The organism is Capnocytophaga sp. oral taxon 329 str. F0087, assembly GCF_000213295.2.
In the GTDB taxonomy this organism is placed as follows: Bacteria; Bacteroidota; Bacteroidia; order Flavobacteriales; family Flavobacteriaceae; genus Capnocytophaga; species Capnocytophaga leadbetteri_A.
Genome location: NZ_KN389986.1, coordinates 15,238 through 40,407, shown reverse-complemented (window position 1 = coordinate 40,407; position 25,170 = coordinate 15,238). Strand labels below are relative to the sequence as shown.

The following is a 25,170-nucleotide window of genomic DNA, read 5'->3' as shown; positions in this document are numbered from 1 at the left end:
ATTATGAAGAAGAAAGCTCTTATTACAGGGATTACAGGTCAAGATGGTGCTTATTTAGCAGAATATCTTCTAAAAAAAGGGTATGAGGTACACGGTATGAAGCGCCGTTCTTCATTGTTTAACACCGATCGTATCGATCACCTTTACCAAGACCCTCACGCAGAGAATCTAAATTTAATCTTGCATTATGGTGACCTTACTGATAGTATGAATATCACCCGCCTTATCCAAGAGGTACAGCCTGATGAGATTTACAATCTTGCTGCGATGAGTCACGTACACGTGAGTTTTCAAACACCCGAATACGTAGGTAATGCTGATGGATTGGGTACTCTTCGTATTCTTGAGGCGGTACGTTTATTGGGGCTTACTGATAAAACTCGTATTTATCAGGCCTCTACTTCAGAACTTTATGGTTTAGTACAGCAAGTGCCTCAGAGTGAAAAGACCCCTTTCTATCCACGTTCGCCTTATGCTGTAGCTAAACTTTATGCTTATTGGATTACAGTGAATTATCGTGAAGCTTATAAAATGCACGCCTCTAATGGTATCTTATTCAACCACGAATCGCCTATACGTGGCGAGACTTTCGTAACTAGAAAGATAACTCGTGCTCTCAGTAGAGTAGCTTTAGGTATGCAAGACAAGTTTTATATGGGTAACTTAAGTTCGCAACGCGATTGGGGGCATGCTAAAGATTATATCAAGGCGATGTACCTCATTTTGCAACAAGACACCCCTAGCGATTATGTTATAGCTACAGGTATCACTACTGCTATCCGCGATTTTATCAAAATGGCAGGACAAGAAATCGGTCTGACTATTGACTTTAAAGGTAAAGGTGTAGATGAAAAAGGTTATATAGCAGCGATAGACAAGGCTATTTTTGCTGAAAAAGTAGGTGAAAAGTACCTTCCTGCTATAGAAGCTAAAGTAACTAATAAGGATGAAATAGTAGTGGTAGACCCACAATACTTCCGTCCTACAGAGGTAGATTTGCTTATTGGTGACCCTACTAAGTCGCAAACAGTTTTGGGTTGGAAACCTGAATATGACCTAAAAGCCCTTATTGAAGATATGATGCGTTCTGATATTAAGCTTTTCAAGCGCGATGCCTACCTAAAAGAAGGAGGGTTTAAAGTGATGAACTATTTTGAATAACAGACAATTTTCTTTCTATAACAAAATTATAAACTGATGAGGCTCACGGCTTCATCAGTTTTTTTTAACATTTTATTTTGGTGGTTTATTATTATTTATATACCTTTGCTACATAAATTAAGAAATTAACCTCATAGTGTTATGTTAAAGAAATTGTATTTTTATGTGCTTTTATTGTGCTCTATTACTGCTTTTTCTCAGGTGAAAGTTGAAGGAACAGTAATTGATGAGATAACTAAAAAGCCTTTACAGGGTGTGAAAGTACGTGTGAACTCCCCTCGCCGTTATGCTGAAACTGATAGCAAAGGTAGGTATGTGTTGCAACTTCCACAGGGCGACTTTCTCCTTTTCTTCTCGCTTAATGGCTATACTACCCGCGAAGAGGTAGTAATGATTGAAAAAGAGCGCCGTCAGCTTCTCGACCCCTACGCCCTTTCGCCTGACTATGCTCAAGAAGCAGAGCAGTTAGCGGTTATTTCAGAAAACGAACTTGAAGATGACGAGAGCCAAGCCGATGCTATGTCAGGACTCTTGCAGAGTTCGCAAGATGTCTTTATGCGCCGTGCTGCTTTTGATTTTAGTTCGGTTTTCTTCAAACCACGTGGCTATGATTCTAAAGATGTGAGTGTGCTTATCAATGGTATTCCGATGAACCGGTTAGAAAACGGACGAGCTCAGTGGGCTAACTGGGGCGGACTTAATGATATTACTCGCAATCAAGAACTCTCTAATGGCATTGCTAAATCTGACTATACCTTTGGCGGACTTGCAGGCTCTACCTACATTCATATACGTCCGTCTCTCAACCGATCTGGGTTGCGCTTTTCTTCTTCACTAAGCAACCGTAGCTATGTAGGTAGGCTAATGGCTACTTATAGTTCTGGGCTACAGCGCAATGGCTTAGCTTACACCCTTTCAGCTTCTCGTCGTTGGGCAGCTAATGGTAGCTGGGTCGATGGTACTCTTTATAATGCCTATGCTTTCTCCGGAGCGATTGAATACCAACTTAATAACTATCACAACTTCAACTTAGTAGGGATGTTTTCTCCTATTAAAAGAGGGAAAACTTCCCCTCTTACACGCGAGGCAATCGACCTAATGGGCTATCGCTACAATCCTTATTGGGGCGACCAGCAAGGCGATAAAAGAAACTCTCGCAACCGTATTATCTCCGAACCTATTTTTGTGCTTTCGTATAACTATCAGAAGGACGATACGCGCCTAAATGTAGACTTAGGCTATCAGTTTGGCGAGATAGGCAATACCCGTATCAGTTATGGTAATGCACAGAACCCAGAGCCTAATTACTACAAGAAGATGCCTAGCTATTATCTAAATCAACAACCTTCTGATGAGGCAATGGCAGAGCTCCAAAAGAATTATTTTTTGAACAATTCTCAGCTGAATTGGGCTGACCTATACGCTGCCAATCGCAATGCTACCGATGGGCGTAGTGCTTTCATCGTAAGCAATGATGTAAACCGCGAGCGTACCTTTACTACTAATGTAAACTTTTCTACCCCTGTGTATGAGAATATTAAGAGTACCTCAGGCTTAGTGTACCGCAGAATAACTTCTGACAACTACGCTTTAGTAGACGATTTATTAGGTGGTAACTATTTTATGAACTACGATTATTTCGAAAGTCAGCCCTATAACAGTCTCGAGGCTGATAGAAAGAAGCAGCAAGGCGACAAGTGGAACTACTCTTATGCGCTTAATAGCAACGTAGTAGAAGCCTTTAGTCAGCTTGAGTTTACCTTCAAAAAAGCAGAAGTCTTTGTAGCGGCTCGTTATCATTATACTGATGTTCAGCGCGAAGGCAATTTCTACTACCCTGTATATCCTGATTCGTATGGCAAAGGTGCCCTACAAGTGCAAAAAGGTATGAGCACTAAGGCAGGATTTACGTATGCTATTACCGGCAGACACTTATTGCAGTTTAATACCGCTTACTTCAATACACCTCAGTCAGTACGCAATATTTTCGTAAACGTACGCAATTCTAACCGACTATTGCCTAATATAAAGAATGAGGTAGCTTATACTGCCGATGCCAACTATATTTTGCGTTTGCCTTACCTCAAATCTCGCCTTACAGGATATATTACCGAGATAGAAAATACCTCAGAAACCAACTTCTTCTACACCGAAACAGCTCTTACTGATGAGATAAGCAACGGTTTTGTAGCCCAAACAATTGATGGCATAAAGAAACGTCATTTTGGTTTAGAATGGGGGGCTGAAGCGCAATTACTTCCTACCCTCAAACTTTCAGCAGCTGTTGCTTTAGGGCAATACACTTATGTTAATAATCCAAAATTATATATTTCGTCTGATGATATTCCTCAGGGAATTGCTTATGATGAGGTGAAATTGAAGAATTACCACGTACCAAGTGGCCCTCAGCAAGCATATTCAGTAGGGTTAGAGTACCGCAGCAATAACTATTGGTGGGTAAGTGCCACAACCAATCTATTGGCTAAAAACTATATATCGCTTTCGGCGCTCAATCGCACCTCACAGTTCTTCATCGACCCCAATACCCGTCAGTCATTTACCAATATCGACTACGATAAGGCTCGACAACTCCTCAAACAAGAGCGTTTAGACGATGTTTTCTTAGTGAATTTAGTAGGAGGAAAGTCTTGGCGTGTTAAGAAGGTGTATATTAGTGCGATGCTAAGCATTAACAACCTATTCGATACCCAATTCTTGTCTGGTGGCTTTGAGCAATCGCGTACCGCTAACTATGGCAAAATGTTGCAAGACAACGCTCACGGGGTTCCTTCATTCGGCAACCGCTATTTTGTAGGATACGGCCGTACCTATATGGCAAACTTAGCTATCAGTCTCTAAATAATTAATGTATTAAAAAAATCGAACAATATGAAACTAAATGTATTAAAAAACACAGCTATAGCGTTTATTTCGCTATGTACTGTAATGTCGTGCGTAAAAGACGATGATTACGAATTGCCCGACAACAAGAAAGTGCTACCAGCCTTTGCTGGCAAGGTAGTGAGCTTTTCTGATGTTGCCAGTAGAACTACCGCTACTATAAAAACTTACAGTGCCGATGAAGCTATCGAAGGATATGTAATTTCAAGTGATGAAGGAGGTAATTTCTACAAGAAAATCTACATCCAAAACGAAGATAAAACCCAAGCCCTTTCAGTAGCACTCGATAAGAGCGGTATCTACACCGAATTCCCTATTGGCGCTAAGGTGCAACTTCGCCTCAAAGGACTTACTACTCAGCTTAATAATGCCATTACTGAAGTAGGTTATAAGATTTATAAAAACGAAAAATCAGGTCGCGAGAGTGTAGGTTCTATGGCCGAAGCTATTTACAAAACCCATCTATACGATATGGGTGGAGAGCGTAAAACCCTTGCTTCGCTTGCTAAAGAAGTTACCTCTATAGACGCAGTTAAAAATAATGCTAATGCAGGACAGCTTATCACCCTCAAAGGCGTACATTTCCCTAATGAAGTAGTTGGCAAAACGATGTACGACAAAAACAAAGATTTAGGAGGGGCTACTAACTACAAACTTACCGATGCCAATGGTAAGACCATAGACTTCAGAACCAGCAGTTATGCTAAGTTCAAAGACGAAAAAGTCCCTGCAGGAACTCTTGATATTACAGGGGTACTATCTAAATTCAATACCTCTTGGCAGTTTATGGTAAGCAATTATGCTGATATCAAAGTAGTAAGTAGTGCTACCACCACCTCTACCCAAACAAGTACTCAAACAGCTACCGTAGTAGCTCTCGATGCCGCTACTGCAACCGTAGCCGACTATGTAGTGGGCAAACGCGTTAAGCTACACGGCATAATAACCGTTAAGAGTAACCGTACTTACATTACATTCAAAGATGGTACTGAAATACAAGTCTATGCTCCTCGCGAAGTTACGCTCTCTCAAGCAGCTAAAGACAAATTGTTGATGGCAGGCTATGAAATAGCTGTAACCGGAGTATTTACCGATTACCCACTCAAAAACGGCACTGTGGTAAAAGAAATTATATATAGCAAAGAGAGCGATATAGAGTTTATCAAAGCACCCGCTACAGTCCCTCAGATTACCACCCTCGATGCCACTACTGCAACCGTAGCCGACTTTGAGGCTAATAAAGACAAAAGAGTACTTCTAAAAGGTACGCTTACACCAGAAGCAAAAAATACCTATATACACCTTTCTGATAACACTAAAATACAAGTGTTTATAGTGTCTAGCGTATATAAGAAACTATCAGCTGAAGCAAAAAATAAACTTAAAACAGCGGGACAAAAAATAGAAGTAAAGGGTACTTTTGACGTTTATAATGGCAGTAAACAGATAAAATGCGAAGATGCTAATGATTTAGTATTCAAGAATTAGAACTTTTACTTTTACCTTATAGCTTTTATTAAAAGAGGCTACCCTTTTTCGGATAGCCTCTTTTTTTGTCTCTTTACTTCAGATATACGAAGGATACAGGAAGACCGAAGGATCACTAGACGATTACCGAACAATCACCAAAAAATAAACATCTAAAAATCCTTCTCAAACCTCCTAATCCTCCCTGCCTTCTCAATCTTCTCAGCCTTCCCAACCCTCCCAGAAAAAAACAACAATAATTCCAACCTTTTAAAAAACATTTCGTTTATATAAACGAAAATTAAGATTAACAAAACCAATGAAAAAAATTATCCTATCACTGCTATTAGCAGTAACCGCCAGTGCCTTTGCGCAATCTTCTTTCAAAGGCACCCTTGTAAGCACTGACCAAAAACCAATAAGTGCTGCCAATATCATTCTTATTACCCTCCCCGATTCTACTCTTGTCAAAGGGGCTATCTCCGATGTTAAAGGCGTTTTTGAATTGCCTAACACGGCAGAGAATAAGAAAATCATTATTAAAATCACCCATTTGGAGTACGAGCCAAAGATACTTACCCCCTCACAATCGCAGTTGGGAATTATAGAGCTCACCCCTGCTACCAATCAGTTAGGCGAGGTAGTACTAACCGCCCGCCGACCAATTATCGAGCAGAAAGGCACGCGCATCAGCACCAATGTAGCACAATCATCTTTGCAAAAGATGCCCCGTGCCGAGATGCTCATCAACTTCCTACCTGGGGTAAGCACCTCGTATACCGGCGGAGGCTTTGAGGTCTTTGGCAAGGGCAACCCTATTTTTTATATCAATAACCGCCGTGTGCGCAACCTCGATGAGGTCTACCACCTTGCCCCTAAAGATATCGAAAGCATAGAACTCGAAACCCAACCGGGTGCCGAGCACGACAATACCGTAGGAGCCGTGATATATATTAAATTGAAGAAAAAACAAGGCGATGGACTTAGTGGTTCTGTCGAAAATGAAGAATATTTCCGCAAAAAAGGGCTAAATAATAACAATTGGGTAAGTATGAACTACCGCACTGGCAACACCGATATTTTTGCCAATATTGATACTTATCATAACTTCGGAAATCACTACTACCGCACCAAAGACCTACAAGTCTTTACCACCCCTAACCAATGGCGCGTTACTACTGATGAAGATAGTAATAACAACGATAAAAATGCTGAAGTGAAAGTGGGATTTGCCCACGATTTCTCTGACAAACACGCTATAGGAGCCAGTGTGCAAGGGGGTATATCGCCATATGCAGGGCACGCCTATACTGACCAACAAACAGAAACCTATCGCAATAACACCCTTATTGCCAAAGGACTCAATAAATATGACCAAATAAACCAAAACAAGAACCTCAATGCCAATGCTTACTACGAAGGCAAACTTACCTCTAAGCTAAAACTCCAAACCGATGTAGATTATATAGGGCAACGCTCAGGCAATACTTCTAATATCGCTGAGCACAACCTCCTTACTTCATCGTTGCGCCACGTGCGTACTCACCAAGATGCTGCTTCTGACTGGTGGGGACTCAAGGCAACTTTCTTACAACAGTTAGGCAAAGGAACTCTCAACTATGGGGCTGAACTTGGCAATTTGCACCGTACCGAATACTACCAAGACAATGTGCTTACCACTTCTGATATCAAGAATACTGAGAGTCGTTCAGCAGGATTTGTTAGTTTCTCATATCCTTTCGGGAAAGTAAGCCTAAAGCTCGGCACACGCTACGAGTACGCCGATTTTGGGTATTACGAAAACGGACAGAAAAGCAATGTAAAGAGCCAAACCTACCGCGATTGGTTGCCTAATGTATCAGTAGCTTTCCCTTGGGATAAAACCCAACTCACCTTTAGCTATACCCGCAAGATACGTCGTCCTGCGTTCTATGAACTCAGCGATTATAGTGCCTATAGTGCCCCTTTCTTATACAATAGAGGGAACCCCTTTGTGGTTCCTCAGCTTACTGATGAGTGGAATGCACTGGCTACCTACGGACCTCTTTCGGCTGCCGTGATATACAGTCATTTTCACAAGGCCATTCACGATGATTATGGGCTTTCAGCTACTGACCCCAATGTGATAGAGAAAACCCTTCGCAACTACGCTGATTATAATACACTTAGATGTGTGCTCAACGCTCAAACTCAGATAGGCAAGTGGATGCCTAAACTTACGTTTACGTATCTCAAACCTTTTGTAAGCGGAGTACTACCTACTAATGAGTCTTCTTTTTCTGTAGAAATGATGAATCAAATAGCACTAAGCGACAACTGGATGGTATTAGCCTTATTCAACTACGCCAGCAAGGGCACTGTTAGAGAGTATTATATGAACGAACCGCGCAGTGGGGTACACTTAGTTGTAGCGCGTATGTTTTTCAACCAATCGCTTACCGTATATGGAGGTGTAATGGACGCTTTCAACCAGTTAAACAACCATACGGAGTTCCGCAACCCTTATGTAGTGAGTCGTGCTACTAACAACTACAGCAACTACAGTATCAAAATAGGGATAAGCTATAATTTCAACGCTACCCAAAGCAAGTATAAAGGACAAAACGCTTCGGAAGAAGAAAGAAGCCGTATGTAGCAGCTACTATTAAATAACAAAAGGGCTTTGACAGTATTACCTGCCAAAGCCTCTTTTTGTTGTCAGAAAATCTACTCTTTTTTAAATGTTAAAAGCTCTTGTCCTTGTGCATCTAAGAGCACTAATTGTTTTTGTGTTACACGGTAAGCTTTTACCTTTTGTATTTCAGCGTGAAATAAGTCGGGTTGCTCCATATTTTCGCATAACATTAGAGAGGTTGCCAAGTCACTTAAAATAAGCTCCTTGTCCGTAGCTTTTTCAATCATACCCATAAAGGTATTGCAGCCGTCATTGCCATTTACCTTTTTGTCCTTTAGGTTTAGTTGTAATACGACACCCGTAGCAGCGGGTTTGCCATCAATATGGGTTAGCTGCCAACTGCCTTCTAAGGCTTCTGGAGAGGAACTGCTGCAAGCGCTAAGTGTAGCTACTACGGCGCTCCACAATAATAGTTTAATCTTTTTCATTGGTATAACGTTTTTATTTGTTTTCTATACTCTTTAAAAATATCCGCCTTTTTTGCGGTCTTCCATAGCGGCTTCTGTTACTTTGTCGTCTATACGGGTTTCGCCACGCTCTGAAATGCGAGAGGCTGTGATTTCGGAAACCACCTCTTGTAGGGTAGCCGCATTGCTCTCAACAGCCGCTGTACAGGTCATATCGCCTACCGTACGATAGCGCACGCGCTTGGTAAGGATAGTATCACTCTCATCTATTTGTATAAAAGGGGATACCGCTATCAGTCTGCCTTCGTGCTCAATAACCTCGCGGTCGTGGGCAAAATAGATAGAAGGAAGTTCGATATTTTCCTGCTCGATATAGCTCCATACGTCCAACTCCGTCCAGTTAGAGATAGGGAATACACGTACGTTTTCGCCTTTCTGTATGCGTCCGTTGTAGATGTTCCACAGCTCAGGGCGCTGTAATTTAGGGTCCCACTGACCGAACTCGTCTCTTACTGAAAAGAAACGCTCTTTGGCACGTGCTTTTTCTTCATCACGGCGGGCACCCCCTATGCAAGCATCAAAGTGAAATTCTTCGATGGTATCTAACAATGTGTGGGTTTGGAGCCAGTTGCGCGAAGCAAACTTGCCTTTGGGCTCTGTCAGTCCTTTAGCTTTAATAGTGTCTTCTACTTGGCGTACAATAAGCTCGGCACCTATACGTTTAGCCAAAGCATCGCGATATTGTAGTGCTTCAGGGAAGTTATGCCCTGTATCGATATGCACCAAAGGGAAAGGTATTTTCATTGGGGCAAAGGCTTTGATAGCCAAGTGTACAAGGGTAATAGAGTCTTTTCCGCCACTAAACAGTAGGGCAGGACGCTCGAACTGCGCTGCTACTTCGCGCATTATATAAATACTTTCAGCTTCTAATTGTTTTAAATGTTCTTTACTCATATTAGATGTCAGTCGTTAGAAAACCATATCAGATTGCTATTGTTGCAATTTAAAATTGATAGGGTATATGCCCTTTACGGCTATGGGTTCGTTGTTATGATTTTTAGCTGGGCTAAATGTTGGAAAGGATTCAAAAATGCGTCTGCCTTCAGCTGCCAAGATAGCCTCTCCTTCTACTTTTTCTACAATAATCTTGCCATTCTTGTCAATGAGGTAATGGACTAATACCTTACCTTGAATGTTTTTCTCTATAGCCTCTTTTGGGTATGAGAAAGCAAGCATTACCTTTCTATCAATACAATTGGCAAACAGGCGTTTATCTTCTCCTTTTTCGTAAGTAAGATTAGGATTTTCGCATAAAGGGAATTGTTTTACTTCATCGCTTTTCAGGTCGATAACTTTGGTTTGGGCTCGCATTGCAAAAGAAAATGCTACCCATAGTATCACGATAAAATATCTTGTTTTTACCATATTCATTAAAAAATAGCGTTAATAACTTTTTTCTTTATCTCTTCAAAATAAGGACGCTTGATATATCCTATTTTCCGAAGTATATCTCTTGTTGTATTTCCTGAGATAATATGACATTTCACATAACTCTGTCCAAAAACTTCAAAATTATGTTGCTTTTTACAAAGGACAAAGGTACTACTTTTTTAGTAAATAGCCAAATAAAAATAAAAGCGTTGCTTCTATCACAGAGCAACGCTTTCTTTGTTGTTAATAAAATATTTAGAATAATAGCGGAATGACTAAGTAGGCTACTAAGGCGGCTATCACCCCGTAGATGAACATCGGTACTGCCGTGGTTTTAATGATGCGTCCTTCGGCCTTGTCTATGCCCAATACTGAGCAAACGGCTATGATATTGTTGATGCACACCATATTACCCATCGCTCCTCCTACTGACTGTAGGGCTAAAATAAGCGGTACTGATATACCTGTAGCATTTGCCACAGAGTACTGTACTGCCCCGAAAGTAAGGTTGGATACGGTATTAGAACCTGAGAAAAATGCCCCTATGGCTCCGAGGTAAGAGGCAAACATCGTCCAATACTCGCCTGTAGCACTGGCTAACCCTCTACCTATGATTTGTACCATTGAGTTCTCACCCCCCATTAGCATCACATTCACCATAATAAGTGCCCCTACTAAGGCTAAAAATGGTTTTTGCACTTGCTTGAAGCTGGCTGTGAATAGGCTCTGAGCGTTTTTCCACTTCAGAGAGAAAATAGGGATAGAAATAAGCACCGTGATAACGAAAGGAATAAGCGCTGGTACGTACAACATCTTATAGCTTGCCGCTTGTGTGGTGGTGAAAATATCGGTGAGTGAGAAGATAAGTCCTTTGCTGAGGTGGAAGTTACCAAGGTAACCTAAATGAAGGCTGAAAAGCTCTGAACTATCATTGAGCATCGCTTTGAATGGCAATTGCTGAATGCGGGTGATAGCCAAAATAATAATAAGTGAGGCTGTAGGGAACAGGGCTTTTAGCAACTGAGGAGTGCTCACTTTTTCGTGATGTACTTCACTCTCTTCTTTTACTTTTGATAGCCCAATGCCTTTGCTAGCTACGCCTACAGAGATGAATAGCCCTATAGCACCTCCTACTAAAGAAGGAAACTCGTAGTTAAACCACGCGATGGCTACATAAGGCAGTGTACAAGCTAGTATGCTGATGATGATGAATAGTAAGTTCTGGCGTATTTGTTGCCACGATACGATAACGCGCAAAGCTAATATAGGTATTATTAGTGAAGCGAATAAATGCACTACTGAGGTAATCTGTCCGATTTCTGACAGCTGTCCGTCGTTTATATACCCTTTGTTAATAAGCTCACCAAAGCCGAACCACGTAGGGGTACCTACTGCCCCGAATGATACTGGTACAGAGTTCATAATAAGCGCCAAAATAGCTACTTGTAGCGGTTTGAAGCCTAAGCCCACTAATAGGGGAGCTGCAATAGCCGCAGGTGTACCAAAACCACTTGCCCCTTCAATCATAAAGGCAAATGCCCAGCCTATAATCATCAGTTGGGCTACAGGATTTGGGCTGATATTGCCCAACCAATGGCGCAATACGTCCATTGCTCCTGTCATTTCCATCATTCTATTGAAGAGCACCGCCCCAAAAATAACGGTAATAGGGGTCATTACCGAAATAATAGCTGATATAAAGTTAGCGTTTAACTCTAAAAACGAGCCGTCAAAATAAGTAAGGTGAATAATATATACTAAGCCTGCAATTAGTGGCAAGGCTACGTATGAAGGCAAAGCATTGCGCTTCACCATTAGGTAAATAAGCAGTACAATAGGTAGTACACTTAGAATTAAATCCATAACATTGATTTTCTTTAATTTTTCTTTCCGAGCGCAAAGATAGTGCTTTTTTTATAAAAAGCAAGCATAACGAAAGAAAAAATTATTATATCAATATTATTGATTATTTTCGGCTGTTTTATAAGCATCGATGATACTACGTACTAAGGGGTGACGAACCACATCTTTATCGTCTAAATGTAGGAAGGCAATTCCTTTTACGTTTTGCAGTATGAGCATTGCTTCTTTGAGTCCTGAGGATACTTTGCGCGGTAGGTCTACCTGCCCAGGGTCGCCTGTAATCATAAACTTGGCATTGCGCCCCATACGGGTAAGGAACATTTTCATCTGGGCGTGGGTGGTGTTTTGCGCCTCATCGAGTATTACGAAAGCATTGTCGAGCGTACGTCCGCGCATAAAGGCAAGGGGCGCAATTTCGATAATGCCAGCTTCGATGAAAGCGTTGAGCTTTTCGTGAGGTATCATATCGCGCAAAGCATCGTAAAGGGGCTGCATATAGGGGTCGAGTTTTTCTTTTAGGTCGCCAGGGAGGAAGCCTAAATTCTCGCCCGCCTCTACTGCAGGACGGGTTAGGATTATCCGTTTTACTTGTTTTTCTTTTAGCGCTTTTACCGCCAAGGCTACCCCTACGTAGGTTTTGCCCGTACCGGCTGGTCCTATGGCAAAAACCATATCGTTTTTGTGCATTAGACTGACCAATTTGACTTGGTTTTTGGTTTGCGGGCGTATGACTTTGCCGTTTACTCCGTGCACAATAATGTCGGTTTCGCTTTCTTTTTCGGCACTTTCAGTCTCAGAGGTCGATAGGATACTATCAATAGCTCGGTGGTCGAGGCGATTGTACTTAGTGGCGTAGGCTATGAGTTTTTCGAGTTGCTGTTGAAAGTCAGCTAAAAGGTGTTCTTCGCCAAAAGCGATGAGTTTGGTGCCGCGGGCTACTATTTTGAGTTTAGGGAAGAGGGTACGTATATGATTGATATTGGTATCGTCTTCCCCATAAAAAAGCTGCGGATCAACGTCTAAGTGTAGGGTAAGCTCGTTCATCAATTTTTTAGTATTGTTCTAATAAATATTTGATAAGGTCGGTGGTGGTGACTAAGCCTACGAGTTTTCCATTCTCGACTACGGGTATAGAGTGGAAGCTCTGTTTGGCAAGGATTTCGGCTACTTCTTTGATAGAGGTATCGGCGGCTACCGTTAGAGGGGTTTTAGCCATTATCTGTGGTATGGTGTACATATCGTACACTACTGAGGTTACTTCGTCTTCGCCGTCAGTCATATCAGCAAAACTGATGCGCAAAAGGTCGGAATAGCTAACAATGCCTATTATTTTATCGCCTTCGACTACTGGAATATGGCGAATGTTGTGCTTCTTGAAAAGGCGTTCGGCATCGTAAAGCGATTGGGTAGGAGTAAGGGTGATAAGCTCCTTGCTCATAATCTGTGATACGGGGACTCTTTGTTTCATATTAGTTTTTTTTAGTTTTTAGTCGTTAGTTATTAGCTTGCTAAGAGTTTGCTATGGTCTTCGGTTATTTTGCGGTAATAAGGGAGGTCGCCAACTTCGTCAATTCTTCTATTAACATCGTCTTCCTCCATATCACCTTCTTCTATATCGACTTCTTCAAACCCGCAAGAAAGAGCTAAATTATAAAGCTCTTCGGGGTCTGCTTGACTGAAGTATCTATCTATTATTTCTTTTGCTTCTGAAAATTTCATACTATTGCTCCTTTTTTTATTATTTTGTTGAACTTAATGTGTTTTTGAGGGTTATAAACAGAACAAATAGTGCAGTTGCACGTTCTAAGTTCGATTTTATTAACCCTTTCATTTTTAAATTTAATGTAAAAGTTACCTTTTATTATATCAAAAGAAAAGATGTTAGCTTTTCTTGCCCAGTTTAGTAAAAGTCCGTCATAGAATCTTAATCCTCTTTTTCTATTTCTTTGCACATTCTTTATCAAATGCAGAAAATTCTCTGCTAAATAAAGTAATGTTTTTATGCCATCGGCAGTGGTTAAGTCTAAAAAGTTTTCTTCTTTTACCTCTATTTTAGAGGCCATAACGGTATATTGGTTATACTTATACTTTTTAGTATCGTTATCCCAAGACTGGGCAATAGCCCATTTTTCAGCGAGCTCAATGGCTTTTTCGGCATTGGTAAGCACACTTTCTACGAAAAAGTAAACGCCATCTCCCAACCAGTGTGTATCTCCTTCTGATATTTGGTAATTGTCACTAAGTATTGTATGAGTATTAGCAAAATCTGTTCCGTGATAGCCTATTAAAGAAACTTCGTTCATAATTGGTTGTTAGTTATTAGAATGGTGCAATTGTTTTTTGCCCTACAAAGATACAAAATAAAAATGAATTGGCAAATAATAATTCAATAAAAAAATTATCAAAGGGGAGAAAGTGAAATGCTGTGCGTAGTATATTTTTCTGCTTTGAGGCGGATTAGTAGACGTTTGTACCTGGGTGGTTTTTTGAGTTATTCTCTAGTCTTCCTGTATCGTTCCTATATCCTTTCTATATCGTTTGTATAGGGGAGGGGTGAAAGAAAAATATTCTAAAGACGAGAAACTAAAGACAAAAGACGAAATGCAAGAGGCAAAAAAAAGACGAAGCTAAAAGTATGGCTTCGTCTTTCGTCTGTTGGATTTTGTATTTAAAAATCGGTTTCTTCGATGCTGCTGAATTTGTCTTTCCAATTGGCTACCGCTTCGTATTTAGCTTTGCTTCCTTTAGGGACGTATAGCACTCGGTTAGCGCCTGCTAGTTTACTAGGGAAGGTGGTGCGGAATACTTTTGGAGGCTCTGTAGCGGCGATACGTAGGCTTGCTAACTGACGACAAAAGTTAAAGGCACTAGCTCCTATCTCAGTAGTTTGAGCAGGTAGGCTAACGCTCTTTAGTTCGGCACAATTAGCAAAGGCTTCTTTGCCTAGCTTTAGCGGACTGCCCTCTACCCCTGTGATAGTAACCGTTTTGACTGAAGCATTTGATTGAAAGGCTCCTGTACCGATACTCTTTACTCCCTCTAAGTTGATGTACTCTACCTGTTGGCAGCTATGAAAAGCATTATTGCCAAAAGTCTCTACGCCTTTGGTAGTGACAGAGATAAACTCGCCAAAACCTTTGAACACGTTGTCGCCTACGGCTTTTACGCCGGTAAGCACCAAATGAGTGTCGTCAGCGAAATTGTGGCGGTCGGAGTGGGTGATGGTTTCACTCTCAACACTATAGAGTGCTTTTACGCTTACGGCGATTTCAGCTTTTTGCTGGCTCTTGGTATCGACTACGGTTACAGTAGTAGTACCGGTGGCTACGCTGGTGAGCTGTAGCGTATTGCTTACCACCTCTAAACTAACGATAGGTAGTGCCGTGGTGGCGGTATAGCTGCCTGATCCTGCGGTAATGCCTACCGACTGGGTGCTGCTAAGGGTAGTGAAACTAACCGTATTGGTAGCCACACTTAGGTTATCGTAGTGGGGGGTAGGAGTGGGGTTCTCTCCTCCTTTATCGTCTTTGCCGCAAGCTACAAGGGCTGCAGCGCATAAAAAGGTAAGTATTTTCTTCATTTTGAATAAGGTTTAAAAGATTATCTGTTAGGGACTGCTATAGCAGGGAACTTGATAGGTATGCTATAGCTTTGGAATAGGTAGGTGTCGAATCTATTACCATATTTGGTTTGTAGGTTCTTCACATACAGTCCGTTGCGGCTAAGGGCTAAGATAGCATAAATGGCCTGCTGTGCTTTGGCGTAAATAGCGCTGTTTTCAGGCTTCTGCCAAAGAGTCATATTGCTTGAGCTTAGGTCTCTTAACGGTGTGTCGATAAAGAGGCGTTTGTCTCTTAGCGAAAAGGTAGATACCGAATAAAGACTTGCTGAAGTACCACCAAAATTGTATTCTACAAAGATACCGCAAATTCCCCTTTGGAAAATGATGTCGATGCGGCTAAAAGACTTAGTATCATCGATTTTGAACACGGTGTTATAGAATAAGTCAGAGGTTTGTGGCGCCTCTTTTACATAGCTGTTGAGCAGTACTAACTGGCTGATATTGTTGAGCTCGGCATAGTCGTTGCTCAACTGATCGGGGGTAGGGTTACGGGTAAACCTTATCTCGGCAGTAACGCTCTCGACGGTAGCAATATAGCGCGCAGGTGAGGCATTATTGTCCCAAGGCAATTCGGTGAAAGTCTTGCCTTCGATTACTAAAGGAGGATTGAATTTGAGTCCTTCGGTAGTAGGGAGTACGCCTGTTTTTAGCACTTTGCCGCTATTGCTTGTAGAGGTAAGGGTTAGATACCTATGCGATAGCGATAGGCTGTAATTCTCGACATTGCCATTAGCGGTTACTTTGAAATAATGCCTAATGGGTTCGCTCCCTAAAGCCTCTATGCTTCCCCAGAGGTTTTGCATAGTACTCCACTCTTGTGCCGTAGCAGGTTCGAAATACACAAACTGTTCGGTATCTTTTCGCTGGGTACGGAATTTTAGTTTATTGCCCTCTTTGCCGTAGTAGATGAATTGGAATTCGCCTTCTAAGCCCTTACCATTCAAATCGCTTGGGTTTTGAGGGTCGCCCAGCTTATGGATATGGTTATAGGTAGAGAATACCAATAGGGTGCCTTGCGCCTCTTGTATAGTGTATTGGCTTTGGGTAGAGCCGAATTCTTCGCCTATATCGGAGGTCATTTCGACCCTTCCGTTTCGGTCGAACTTCATCAGTAAGGTATAGCCCCCGAATGTTTCGCTATTAGTGAAATAGGAGAGCTTCCACCCTTGCTCAGAGGCAGTAAGGGCTGCAAGGAGTTCGTTTTTGTTTTGCTCAAAACGTTCAGCAGGTGTTTTGCCAAAGAGGTCTTCGGGTTCGTTCTTCTGGCAGCTAACAAAGGTTGCTAAAAAAAATACAAATAAAATCTTCTTCATAGTGTAAATATGCTATAGAGGTACTCCCCAAGCAGGGAAGGTATACAAAGGATACTCGTGGCTTTGTAGGTAATATACAGGGTTGTCGGTAAGCGGTTCGATAACTATATCTTTTTTCTTGATATAGTAACCTTGTACGCCCAAGCTGTATATAGCCCCTAACGCGCGTTTTGCTTTCTCTAAAACGGCAGCATTCTTTGCGTCATTCCAAGCCGTAGCATTGCTTGATCTTAATCGGCTATCTAAGTTTTTGAGGTAAAGACGGTTGTTTTTCAACTCGTACTCGCAATTTACTTGAATGATAGAGAAACCGCTGCCGGCAAAAATATGACCTATTTGTATTTCGCATTCTCCTGCGTCTACGAAGTTGATTTTAAGCATAAACAAGTCGGTGCTGTTATTTACCTTTAAAACATCTTCATAGAAAGTTTTAGACATAAACTTATTGTTTTTGAAGTGTTGTGTCATTATGGAGAATCCTTCGATGCTTGTATTGATATCTCTGTAATCATTAGAACTTAAGAACTCTGGGCTTATTGAAGAAAAGAATAAGCTGGCGGTAACCCCATCGACTGTCGCACTGTAGGTAGGAGTAACGGTACCCCCACTGTGGGTAAGCGAGGTGAAGCTCTTGCCTTCGATAGTAAGAGGGCTTAAGAAAGCGATACCTTCTTGAGTAGCTGCTACGGGGGCTTTGATGTTAGTATCCTTTAGGGCTAAGACTCTGCTATCAAAACTTACATTGTAATAGGTAACAGACTGTGTAGCCGTTGTTACCTTTAGATAGTAATAGTCAGTAAGTTTTGTTATAGGGTTGAGGTTAGCAACGAAAGCATCAATATTTGACCAATCATTAGCGGTAGCGGGCTCGAAAACAAGGGTGGGTTTGCTGCTCTTCAATAGGTTTAGAAACTTGAGGTTGTTGCCCTCTTTGCCTGCGTATTGAAATTGGTATACCTTGCCCGATAAACCATTAGCGGCGTTGCCTTTGATAGCATCGGCTAATTGGTGGAGGTAGTTTTGCCCTATAAAGCTTAATACAAGAGCCCCATTTTTTTCTTGGGTGCTATAGCTGGTAGCTGTAGGGGTAGTAGTTGATGAGATGTCGGAGGTCATAGTAACGGTACCATCATCGCCAAACTTCATCAAAAACTGGTAGCCCCCAGTAGAACCATCTTCGGCTATATAGGTGAGTTTCCAGCCATCTTTATTGCTAGTAAGCTCGTTTTGTAAGGCTTTATTTTGCTCTTTTCTGTCCTCATCTTGAGAGGTGTCGTCATCGTTTTTTTGGCAACTTGCCAGCAGGGCAAGTGCAGCTAAGAATAGTATTTTTTTCATAGCAATATTTTTTTAAGGTTATAAAAGCTATTATTTATCTATACCGAGGAATGGTGCGATGTACTCAGGGGCGCTAAAACTTTGCAATCTGTAGAGTTTATAGCCTGAGTAGGTACCACTGCTCTTGACATAGAAGCCTCCAGCCCCGAGGTCTAATATTTTTTGTATTAGAGCTCTACCTTTGGCAAGAATAGCTGCATTTTGAGTTCGTCTCCAACTGTTTTGTACGTTTAGAGAGGTAGGATTGTTTAAATATAAGCGTTTGTTGTTAAGCTCATAGTTACAATCGAGGTAAATCCAAGAGTTTCTGCTATCGCCGTCGAACTTGTATCCTACTTGTATAGAGCAAGTGCCGTCATCTTCGAAATCTAATCTAAAGATGGCGAAGGTTTTACCCCCTCCGAGCTCGAGAAGTTCTTTGAACACATCAGACATCAAAGGATGGTTTACCATAGGGTTTGGCACTATCACTAAACCTGATATGCTGGTGTTAATATGCTTATAATCATCGTTTATAAGCTCTTGAGGTGGCACTAATGAATAGCTTAGCTTGGCAGTAGTACCTTCGACAGTAGCCTTATAGGTAGGAGGGTTAGTGCTGTTATCTCTGACTAAACCGGTAAAGTTTTTGCCGAGAAGGCTAAGAGCCGGCTCAAAAGCAATTCCGTTATTGGTAGGCACCACATTGGCTTTTATTGTTTCATTCCCTGTAATTGATTTTAACGTTAGGAAGCGGTGTGCAAAGCTCATTTCATAGCCTGTACTGGTAGCGGTATTGCTAACGGTAAAGAAATAATTATCGGCATTGTCTTCGATGAGGTTGATGTTTTCGCCCCACGTTTCTACATTAGCCCAATCATTGGCAGTGGCAGGCTCGAAATATACAAACTGCTCGGTATCTTTTCGCTGGGTACGGAACTTGAGTTTGTCGCCTTCTTTGCCGTAGTAGATGAATTGGAATTCGCCTTCTAAGCCTTTACCATTTAAATCGCTTGGGTTTTGAGGGTCGCCCAACTTATGAATATGGTTATAGGTTGAGAATACCAATAGAGTACCTTGCGCCTCTTGTATGGTGTACTGGCTATTGGTAGGGGTGTAGCTACCGCCTATATCAGAGGTCATAGTGACGGTGCCTTCGGCAGAGAACTTCATTAGGACATTGAAAGTACCGAACTTCTCTTTATTGGTGGCATAGGCTAACTTCCACCCTTGCTGAGGGGCCGTAAGGGCAGCGCGCAATTCGCTTTGGCTTTGCTCAAAACGCTCAGAGGGCGTTTTGCCAAAGACATCGTTAGGTTCGTTCTTTTGGCAGCTGACTAAAAGAACGAGTATAGAAAGGAATAATAATTTTTTCATAGTCATTACTGTTGTATTTTACGTTGTACTTCAGCTTGTAGTTCATAGAAATCGATATTCCATTCGCTTTTGAAATAGTTTACTACGAAAGCTTCTTTTTTTCGTAAAGCCTCTTTGCCTGTGGCACTGGTGATAGCATTAATCTTAGTATCCCAAGCAGTTTTGCCCATTATAAGCATATGTGCGGTCATCTCGGCAAAGTCTTCGATGTTATTAGCACGAGCGTAAGCACTGATAAAACCTAATTGTAGGGCTTCGGCATCAGTATGGTTATTCCATACAGCCGTGTAGCCTGAAGGGGTAATCTTAGCAAACTCGTCGCTGTAAGGTTTTTTCTGATTGACAATGTGGCAATACTCGTGGTGCACGGTATGGAAGTACTCGCGCACTCTATCGCGGTCGGTTAGGTCTATTTTATCGACCCCAAATAGGGCTATCTTCATACCACTATCGGCAAAACCTAAGGTGATAGTACCATTTTCCTCATTGACTAACCAACTGCCAATAAGTGATATTTGACGAGGAGCAGCCCCTTTGATAAAGTCTTCGCCAGCTATACGGGTATAAGGGTCTATCCAAATACGTTTTAGCTTTTTGAGTATGGGGACAACATTGCTTTCGGTAGCAGGATAAAGGTATTTTTTTTGATTTTCATCGCTGAAATCATTATCGACAAACTTATAAAGGACACCTACATTATAAGGTTTTTGGATACTATCGTAGATATACTGCTCAATATTATTTCGGGTTTGAGCAGAAGGCTCTTCGATTACACTCTTTTCGGTATCGAGTGCTTTTTCTTTTTGGCAAGCTGTAGTTAGTGCTACAGTCATTGCTAATATATATATCTTTTTCATATAGTTGCTATTTTATAAGTTTGTTATCTTGGGTTAGCGGTAAGCCCTTGCTTTATAGCGTAGTCGGGCAATTGTAGTTCGCGTCTTGGGTCGTTTTTAGGTAACTCGATAGTAGCACCGTCTTTGAGGTGGGTAATCTTCATACCGAGACGTTTGTTATCGAACCAACGGAGCCCCTCGAAAGCGAATTGTACACGGCGCAAATCTAACAAGCAAGCTAACCATACACGTTGGCGAGAGTTAAGAGTATAGGCAGGGTCGAGATCAGTGCCTTTGCCGTTGTATTTAGTTTCTATCACACTCTCGGTAAGACCGCTAGTATTGAAGTCAGCTTCTGTTTTGACAGGCAAGAATACTTTTAGGTCATCTAAGAACTTAGTGTATTCGTTTTTCATCAAGTAGGCTTCCATACGGTTTAGGATAACTTCGTCATACGATAGTAGGGTAACCATAGTATGAGGGACACCTGTTCCTGCTGATACATTCATATCAGTATAATAAGGTTGGAATTTTAGCAGGTTTTGGTTATTGACAGTAGCACCGTATACGGTATAAGCCCAACTTAAATTTAATGGGTGGGTACGCGCATTGATAATTTGGTTGTTCATCAAGTCGTAAGTCATACCGTATTTGTTAGAAGTTTGTCTGAATTGATACTGAGAGAGTACGCCCGCTATCAACAGGTTAGACACTTCGGCACTGCTGCTGTTTTGTTCGCGTTTTTGCAAAGCCGTAAGGGACTTTTGTTGTACCTTTTCATTGCGCAATTTGCTTTGAGGATTGCTGCCCAAAATCGCGTCGGCGTGCTCGATAACTTTATCCCAATCGCCTTTGTATAGGTAAAAACGAGTGGCAAAAGCGTGAGCCGCTTCTTTAGTAAAGTGGAATTTGGGTTTGCTGTACTTAGTATTGTCAATCAAAGGTAAGCCCTCATTGAGGTCTTTTTCGATAGCATTATAAAAAGCCTCGAGCGATATGCGTTTGTATTTACCAAACACTACAGTTTCGGGCTTATCAACATAAGGCAAGCCTAAATCGGTAGCCGCTGTAGCTGGATTGAAAGGTTTGCACCACAAATATGCTAACATAAAGTGAGCATAAGCACGCGCTACTAAAGCTTCGCCTTTTAGAAATTTTTGAGCGTTGCCTCCTTTCATCTGCTCGAGTGACGCTAAGGCTTGGTTAGCAGAAGCGATGGCATTATAAGCGGCTGTCCAATAGAATACAGGGGTATCGCGTGTGGTTTCGTTGCTTCCTCTCCAAGTATACAAGTCGGTGTTGAGGGGGCTTGATTCGGGTAGGGTAACCTTATCGCTAGCGTTATCGCTCATAGTTTCGGCTATATCCATATATAGTCCGTTAGGGTAAGCACTTACTAACAGCTCTTGAACCTCTTCGACCGTGTCTATTTCAGTACGGTTATCAGGCAATTCGTCTAAAAATTTATCGCAAGAACTTAAGCCAAATAAGCTTAAACTTACTAAAGGTATATATATCTTTTTCATTGTTAGCATTTTTTAAATTCCGAGATTGATAGTGAATGTATACTGAGAAGTAACAGGGTAAGCAACCCCACCAGAGCGGAAAAACTCAGGGTCTTGTCCGTTGAGGTCTTTATCAGCATAGATTAAGAAAGGATTGGTAGCTTGCAAACGTAAGCTAAAGTTGCTAACGCGTAAAGCATCGAGTACCTCTTTGCCAAAAGTATAAGAAAGGCTTATACTCTTCATACGAGCAAACGAACCATCGACTACTCTTGCAGAAGAATAGTTGTAAGCGTTATACACTCTTCTGAGTGTGTTTTCGCCTAACTCGGTAATGGTTCTCTTGCTTGGAATAGCAGGGATGTTAGTGATTTGCTCATCGCCAGCAGCTACCCAACGGTTGCGCATTTCTTTAGGGAAAACGCTTAGGTCATTATAATCAACACTGTACTGAGGGGCTTTGCGTATCTTATTACCCGCTTGTACGGTGATAAGGGCGCTGAGTTCCCAGTTTTTATAACGGAAGGTGTTAGAAAGACCTCCGGTGATGTTAGGCTCTACTGCTCCTTCTTTCTTCAGATAGCTTAAGATATTAGTAATCGATTGGAAGTTAATATCTTGGTAAGCTGTACTGCCGTTTAGCAAGTTGAAGAGCGGCATTCCCTTATCGCTAAGACCGATAAAATCGTATGAGTAGAGGGTATTGCGCGCGCCTCCTAATACATTTCCTCCTAAATCGCGTACTAAGTTGTAAACGTTAGGCTCATCGGAAAGCTTGGTAATTTCTTGATTGAAATAGGCAAAGTTGATACCGGTACTCCAGCTAAAGTTGTCTGTTTTGATGTTTTTAGTATCTAATGCCAACTCTATACCTTTGGTTACCATTGAGGCATTGTTGGCTAACTTGATACGTTGCCCCCCGATACCAGAGGTATTTACATAGTCAATCAGGTCTTTAGAGTTCTTTTGGTATATGTCGGCAGAAAGGGTGAGGCGGTTTTTGAATAGCCCTAATTCAAGCCCTAGGTTGCTTTCATATACTTTTTCCCAAGTAAGCTCGCTGTTTTGCAAAGAAGAGATTCGGATAGCACTTTCTTTATCGCCACTTCTGTAACGCTCCATTACGGCATTTCTGAAGATAGGTAAGGCATTACTTGCAGGGCTTAAGCCGGCGATAAGTCCGTAGCTGGCTCTGAAAGCAAGATTAGAGATGGTGCTATTGTTTTCTAAGAACTTCTCGTTGCTAGCATTCCAACGGCCACTGATATTCCACGTAGGTAACCAACGCGCTGAACGACTGCGACCTAATTGGTTAGTACCTTCGTAATTGAGTGTACCTGCTAATACGTAGCGGTTGTCGTAAGTGTAAGTACCTTGAGAGAAGAAAGCTATACCACGCTCTTTGGTGTATGATTTGCCATAATAAGGGTTGCTTTCGTCAATAGCCTTTTGTACGGCACGGTAATCGGTGAAAACGGTGCCTCCGCGGTTGAACTGATAGCCATAACCTGTAAAGTTATTATTATCGCGGTCGGTATGGCGATACTCTTGCCCTAAGAATATCTTTATGTCGTGAACATCTTTGAGTAGTCTTTTGAACTCTAACGCATTACGGAAATAGTAGCTTTGGAGGTTGTTTTCGCTTAGCTTAAAGATACCTCCTTCAGGCATTACTACTTTGGCGATAGCCTCGGGGTCGTTAGGATCGGTGAATAAGAAAGGGTTTTGCTGTCTTACTATAGTAGTTTCGGCAGCACGGAAAGCATTTGACACGTTAGAATCTTCGGTGATAGAGTGTTCGCTGCTGCTCTTTACGTGGCGCACAGACCCTAAGAAGTTATATTTTAACCCTTTAGCTAATTTTATCTCTAAATCGCCTTGTAGCTTTAACTCGATAACATTCAGGTCGATGTAGTTATTAGCTAGCTCGTTAAGGATATTCATCTTAGCGTAGTTATAGCGATAGTACTCGAGGTTGCCATTATCGTCATACGGACGCAAAGTGCGGCTGGTGTTGAGCGCATAACTGAAAGGGTTGATGTCGAAATCGCGGTCGTACCCCCCACTAACGGTGTTTTCTGAACGAGCAAAAGTACCCGGTGCTTTCTGAGTACGGATAGACCCTTGGGTAAGGATTCCTATCTTCACATTAGGAGAAAGGGTATAACTTGTCTTTAAGTTACCTGTAACGCGGTGTACGCGGTCGGCTATTGTCCAACCTGGGTCGGCAAAGAAACCTATTGAACCATAGATAGAAGCGTTTTCGCCCCCACCTGAAAGGCTCACGGTATGGTTTTGAGTAAGTGAAGGACGGAATAGGGTTTTAAACCAATCGGTATTGGCGTATTCGTATTTGCGCAAGAAAGCTGCACGCGCTGCATCGGAGTTTTCGAGTAAAAACTTGCCTGTAGCAGGGTCGTAAGTATCGATAGCGCGGTACATAATATTGTATACCCCTCCGTAACGACCTTGGGTGTGTGAAGAGAGTGAGAAGTAGCCTTTGCGCTCTAACTCTTGGTATACGTCCATTGTCTCTTGAGAGTTCATAATGTCGTACTGGCTATAGGTAGGCACCATACGCACTGATTCCTCTAACTGGTAATTCACTTGGGTTTTCATATTGCGTTTGCCCCCTTTAGTGGTGATAATCACTGCACCGTTGAGCGCACGTGCCCCATAGAGTGAAAGCGCAGAAGCGTCTTTAAGGATTTCGATGCTCTCGATGTCGTTGGCATTGATACCTGAGATAGCTGAGCTTACTAAGGTAGAAGCATCACCAGAGGCGAGCTGTTCGAAGGTTAGCGGTACTACCTCTTCTTGTACAGCCCCATCGACTACCCATAGCGGTTTGGTATCGCCAAAGATAGATGAACCCCCACGAATGGTGATTTTAGGTGAAGTACCAAAAGTACCTGAAATGTTCTGTACGTTTACACCGGCTGCACGACCTTCAATCATACGCCCTACGTCTACAACGCCGTCCATTTTGATATTGTCGGCTTTGAGGGTTTGGGCATTACCGGTAAATTTAGAACGGTCGAACTCTTGGTAGCCGGTAACCACCACCCCTTCGAGCTGTTGCGCTTCGTCTTGAAGGGTAACATTGATTACTTTGTTGGCACCAACAGTGCGTTCAACGGTTTTAGCTCCTAAAGAAGAGAAAACGAGCACCGTTTTGTTATTAGGGACTTTGATGGAGTATTTACCATCTAAGTCAGTAGCTACCCCGTGAGAGGTGCCTTTAACAACTACAGAGGCACTGGGTAGTGGAGTGCCATCGCTGTCTTTTACTACCC

At 42.0% G+C, this 25,170-nt stretch carries 19 protein-coding genes; 4 read left to right on the top strand and 15 right to left on the bottom strand.

The features are described from left to right. Positions 1-3: 3 nt before the first annotated feature. The 4 genes from gmd to HMPREF9074_RS01590 all read left to right on the top strand — a co-directional run bounded on the left by gmd (position 4) and on the right by HMPREF9074_RS01590 (position 8,164). Positions 4-1,161, top strand: coding sequence for a GDP-mannose 4,6-dehydratase (gene gmd / locus HMPREF9074_RS01605; RefSeq protein ID WP_009390821.1), 1,158 nt, complete (start codon positions 4-6; stop codon positions 1,159-1,161). Between the two features lie 141 nt (positions 1,162-1,302). Then, positions 1,303-4,020: a TonB-dependent receptor gene (locus HMPREF9074_RS01600; protein ID WP_009390820.1), complete on the top strand. Its 2,718-nt coding sequence runs from the start codon at positions 1,303-1,305 to the stop codon at positions 4,018-4,020. Positions 4,021-4,050: 30 nt separating this feature from the next. Further along, the gene (locus HMPREF9074_RS01595) at positions 4,051-5,550 is read left to right on the top strand and encodes a DUF5689 domain-containing protein (protein ID WP_009390819.1); all 1,500 of its coding nucleotides are present in this window, start codon (positions 4,051-4,053) and stop codon (positions 5,548-5,550) included. Between the two features lie 298 nt (positions 5,551-5,848). After that, on the top strand, positions 5,849-8,164 hold the full coding sequence (locus HMPREF9074_RS01590) for a TonB-dependent receptor domain-containing protein (protein ID WP_009390816.1): 2,316 nt from the start codon (positions 5,849-5,851) through the stop codon (positions 8,162-8,164). A 71-nt stretch (positions 8,165-8,235) separates the two neighbouring features. Here the strand turns inward: HMPREF9074_RS01590 and HMPREF9074_RS01585 are convergent, their stop codons facing one another. The 15 genes from HMPREF9074_RS01585 to HMPREF9074_RS01515 all read right to left on the bottom strand — a co-directional run. After that, positions 8,236-8,631 carry an META domain-containing protein gene (locus HMPREF9074_RS01585; protein ID WP_009390815.1) on the bottom strand — a complete coding sequence of 132 codons (396 nt, stop codon included), beginning with the start codon at positions 8,629-8,631 and terminating at the stop codon, positions 8,236-8,238. 33 nt (positions 8,632-8,664) lie between these two features. Beyond that, entirely contained in the window at positions 8,665-9,564 is a 900-nt protein-coding gene (gene cysD / locus HMPREF9074_RS01580; protein WP_009390814.1) for a sulfate adenylyltransferase subunit CysD, read from the bottom strand. Positions 9,565-9,600: 36 nt separating this feature from the next. Then, positions 9,601-10,035: an energy transducer TonB gene (locus HMPREF9074_RS01575; RefSeq protein WP_196774061.1), complete on the bottom strand. Its 435-nt coding sequence runs from the start codon at positions 10,033-10,035 to the stop codon at positions 9,601-9,603. 261 nt (positions 10,036-10,296) lie between these two features. Then, positions 10,297-11,904 (bottom strand): L-lactate permease, encoded by a 1,608-nt coding sequence (locus HMPREF9074_RS01570; RefSeq protein WP_009390808.1) that lies wholly within the window; start codon positions 11,902-11,904, stop codon positions 10,297-10,299. A gap of 96 nt (positions 11,905-12,000) precedes the next feature. Further along, complete coding sequence (locus tag HMPREF9074_RS01565) at positions 12,001-12,948, bottom strand: PhoH family protein (RefSeq protein ID WP_009390806.1); 948 nt, start codon at positions 12,946-12,948, stop codon at positions 12,001-12,003. 7 nt (positions 12,949-12,955) lie between these two features. Further along, positions 12,956-13,372 (bottom strand): CBS domain-containing protein, encoded by a 417-nt coding sequence (locus HMPREF9074_RS01560; RefSeq protein ID WP_009390802.1) that lies wholly within the window; start codon positions 13,370-13,372, stop codon positions 12,956-12,958. Between the two features lie 32 nt (positions 13,373-13,404). Continuing rightward, the gene (locus tag HMPREF9074_RS01555; protein ID WP_009390800.1) at positions 13,405-13,623 is read right to left on the bottom strand and encodes a hypothetical protein; all 219 of its coding nucleotides are present in this window, start codon (positions 13,621-13,623) and stop codon (positions 13,405-13,407) included. Beyond that, positions 13,620-14,207: a hypothetical protein gene (locus HMPREF9074_RS01550; protein ID WP_009390799.1), complete on the bottom strand. Its 588-nt coding sequence runs from the start codon at positions 14,205-14,207 to the stop codon at positions 13,620-13,622. Before HMPREF9074_RS01550 ends, HMPREF9074_RS01555 begins: the two co-directional genes overlap by 4 nt. 365 nt (positions 14,208-14,572) lie before the next feature. Beyond that, the gene (locus tag HMPREF9074_RS01545) at positions 14,573-15,484 is read right to left on the bottom strand and encodes a leucine-rich repeat domain-containing protein (protein WP_009390797.1); all 912 of its coding nucleotides are present in this window, start codon (positions 15,482-15,484) and stop codon (positions 14,573-14,575) included. Between the two features lie 20 nt (positions 15,485-15,504). Continuing rightward, positions 15,505-16,839: a DUF4302 domain-containing protein gene (locus HMPREF9074_RS01540; protein WP_009390795.1), complete on the bottom strand. Its 1,335-nt coding sequence runs from the start codon at positions 16,837-16,839 to the stop codon at positions 15,505-15,507. Between the two features lie 12 nt (positions 16,840-16,851). After that, the gene (locus HMPREF9074_RS01535; protein WP_009390792.1) at positions 16,852-18,177 is read right to left on the bottom strand and encodes a DUF4302 domain-containing protein; all 1,326 of its coding nucleotides are present in this window, start codon (positions 18,175-18,177) and stop codon (positions 16,852-16,854) included. 30 nt (positions 18,178-18,207) lie between these two features. After that, positions 18,208-19,533 (bottom strand): DUF4302 domain-containing protein, encoded by a 1,326-nt coding sequence (locus HMPREF9074_RS01530; protein WP_034539492.1) that lies wholly within the window; start codon positions 19,531-19,533, stop codon positions 18,208-18,210. Between the two features lie 5 nt (positions 19,534-19,538). After that, on the bottom strand, positions 19,539-20,390 hold the full coding sequence (locus tag HMPREF9074_RS01525; protein WP_009390788.1) for a zinc-binding metallopeptidase: 852 nt from the start codon (positions 20,388-20,390) through the stop codon (positions 19,539-19,541). A 23-nt stretch (positions 20,391-20,413) separates the two neighbouring features. Further along, positions 20,414-21,904, bottom strand: a complete 1,491-nt coding sequence (locus HMPREF9074_RS01520; RefSeq protein ID WP_009390786.1) for a RagB/SusD family nutrient uptake outer membrane protein — start codon at positions 21,902-21,904, stop codon at positions 20,414-20,416. A gap of 3 nt (positions 21,905-21,907) precedes the next feature. Next, positions 21,908-25,170: SusC/RagA family TonB-linked outer membrane protein (locus HMPREF9074_RS01515; RefSeq protein WP_034539481.1), on the bottom strand; the 3,263-nt coding region annotated here is incomplete at its 5' end.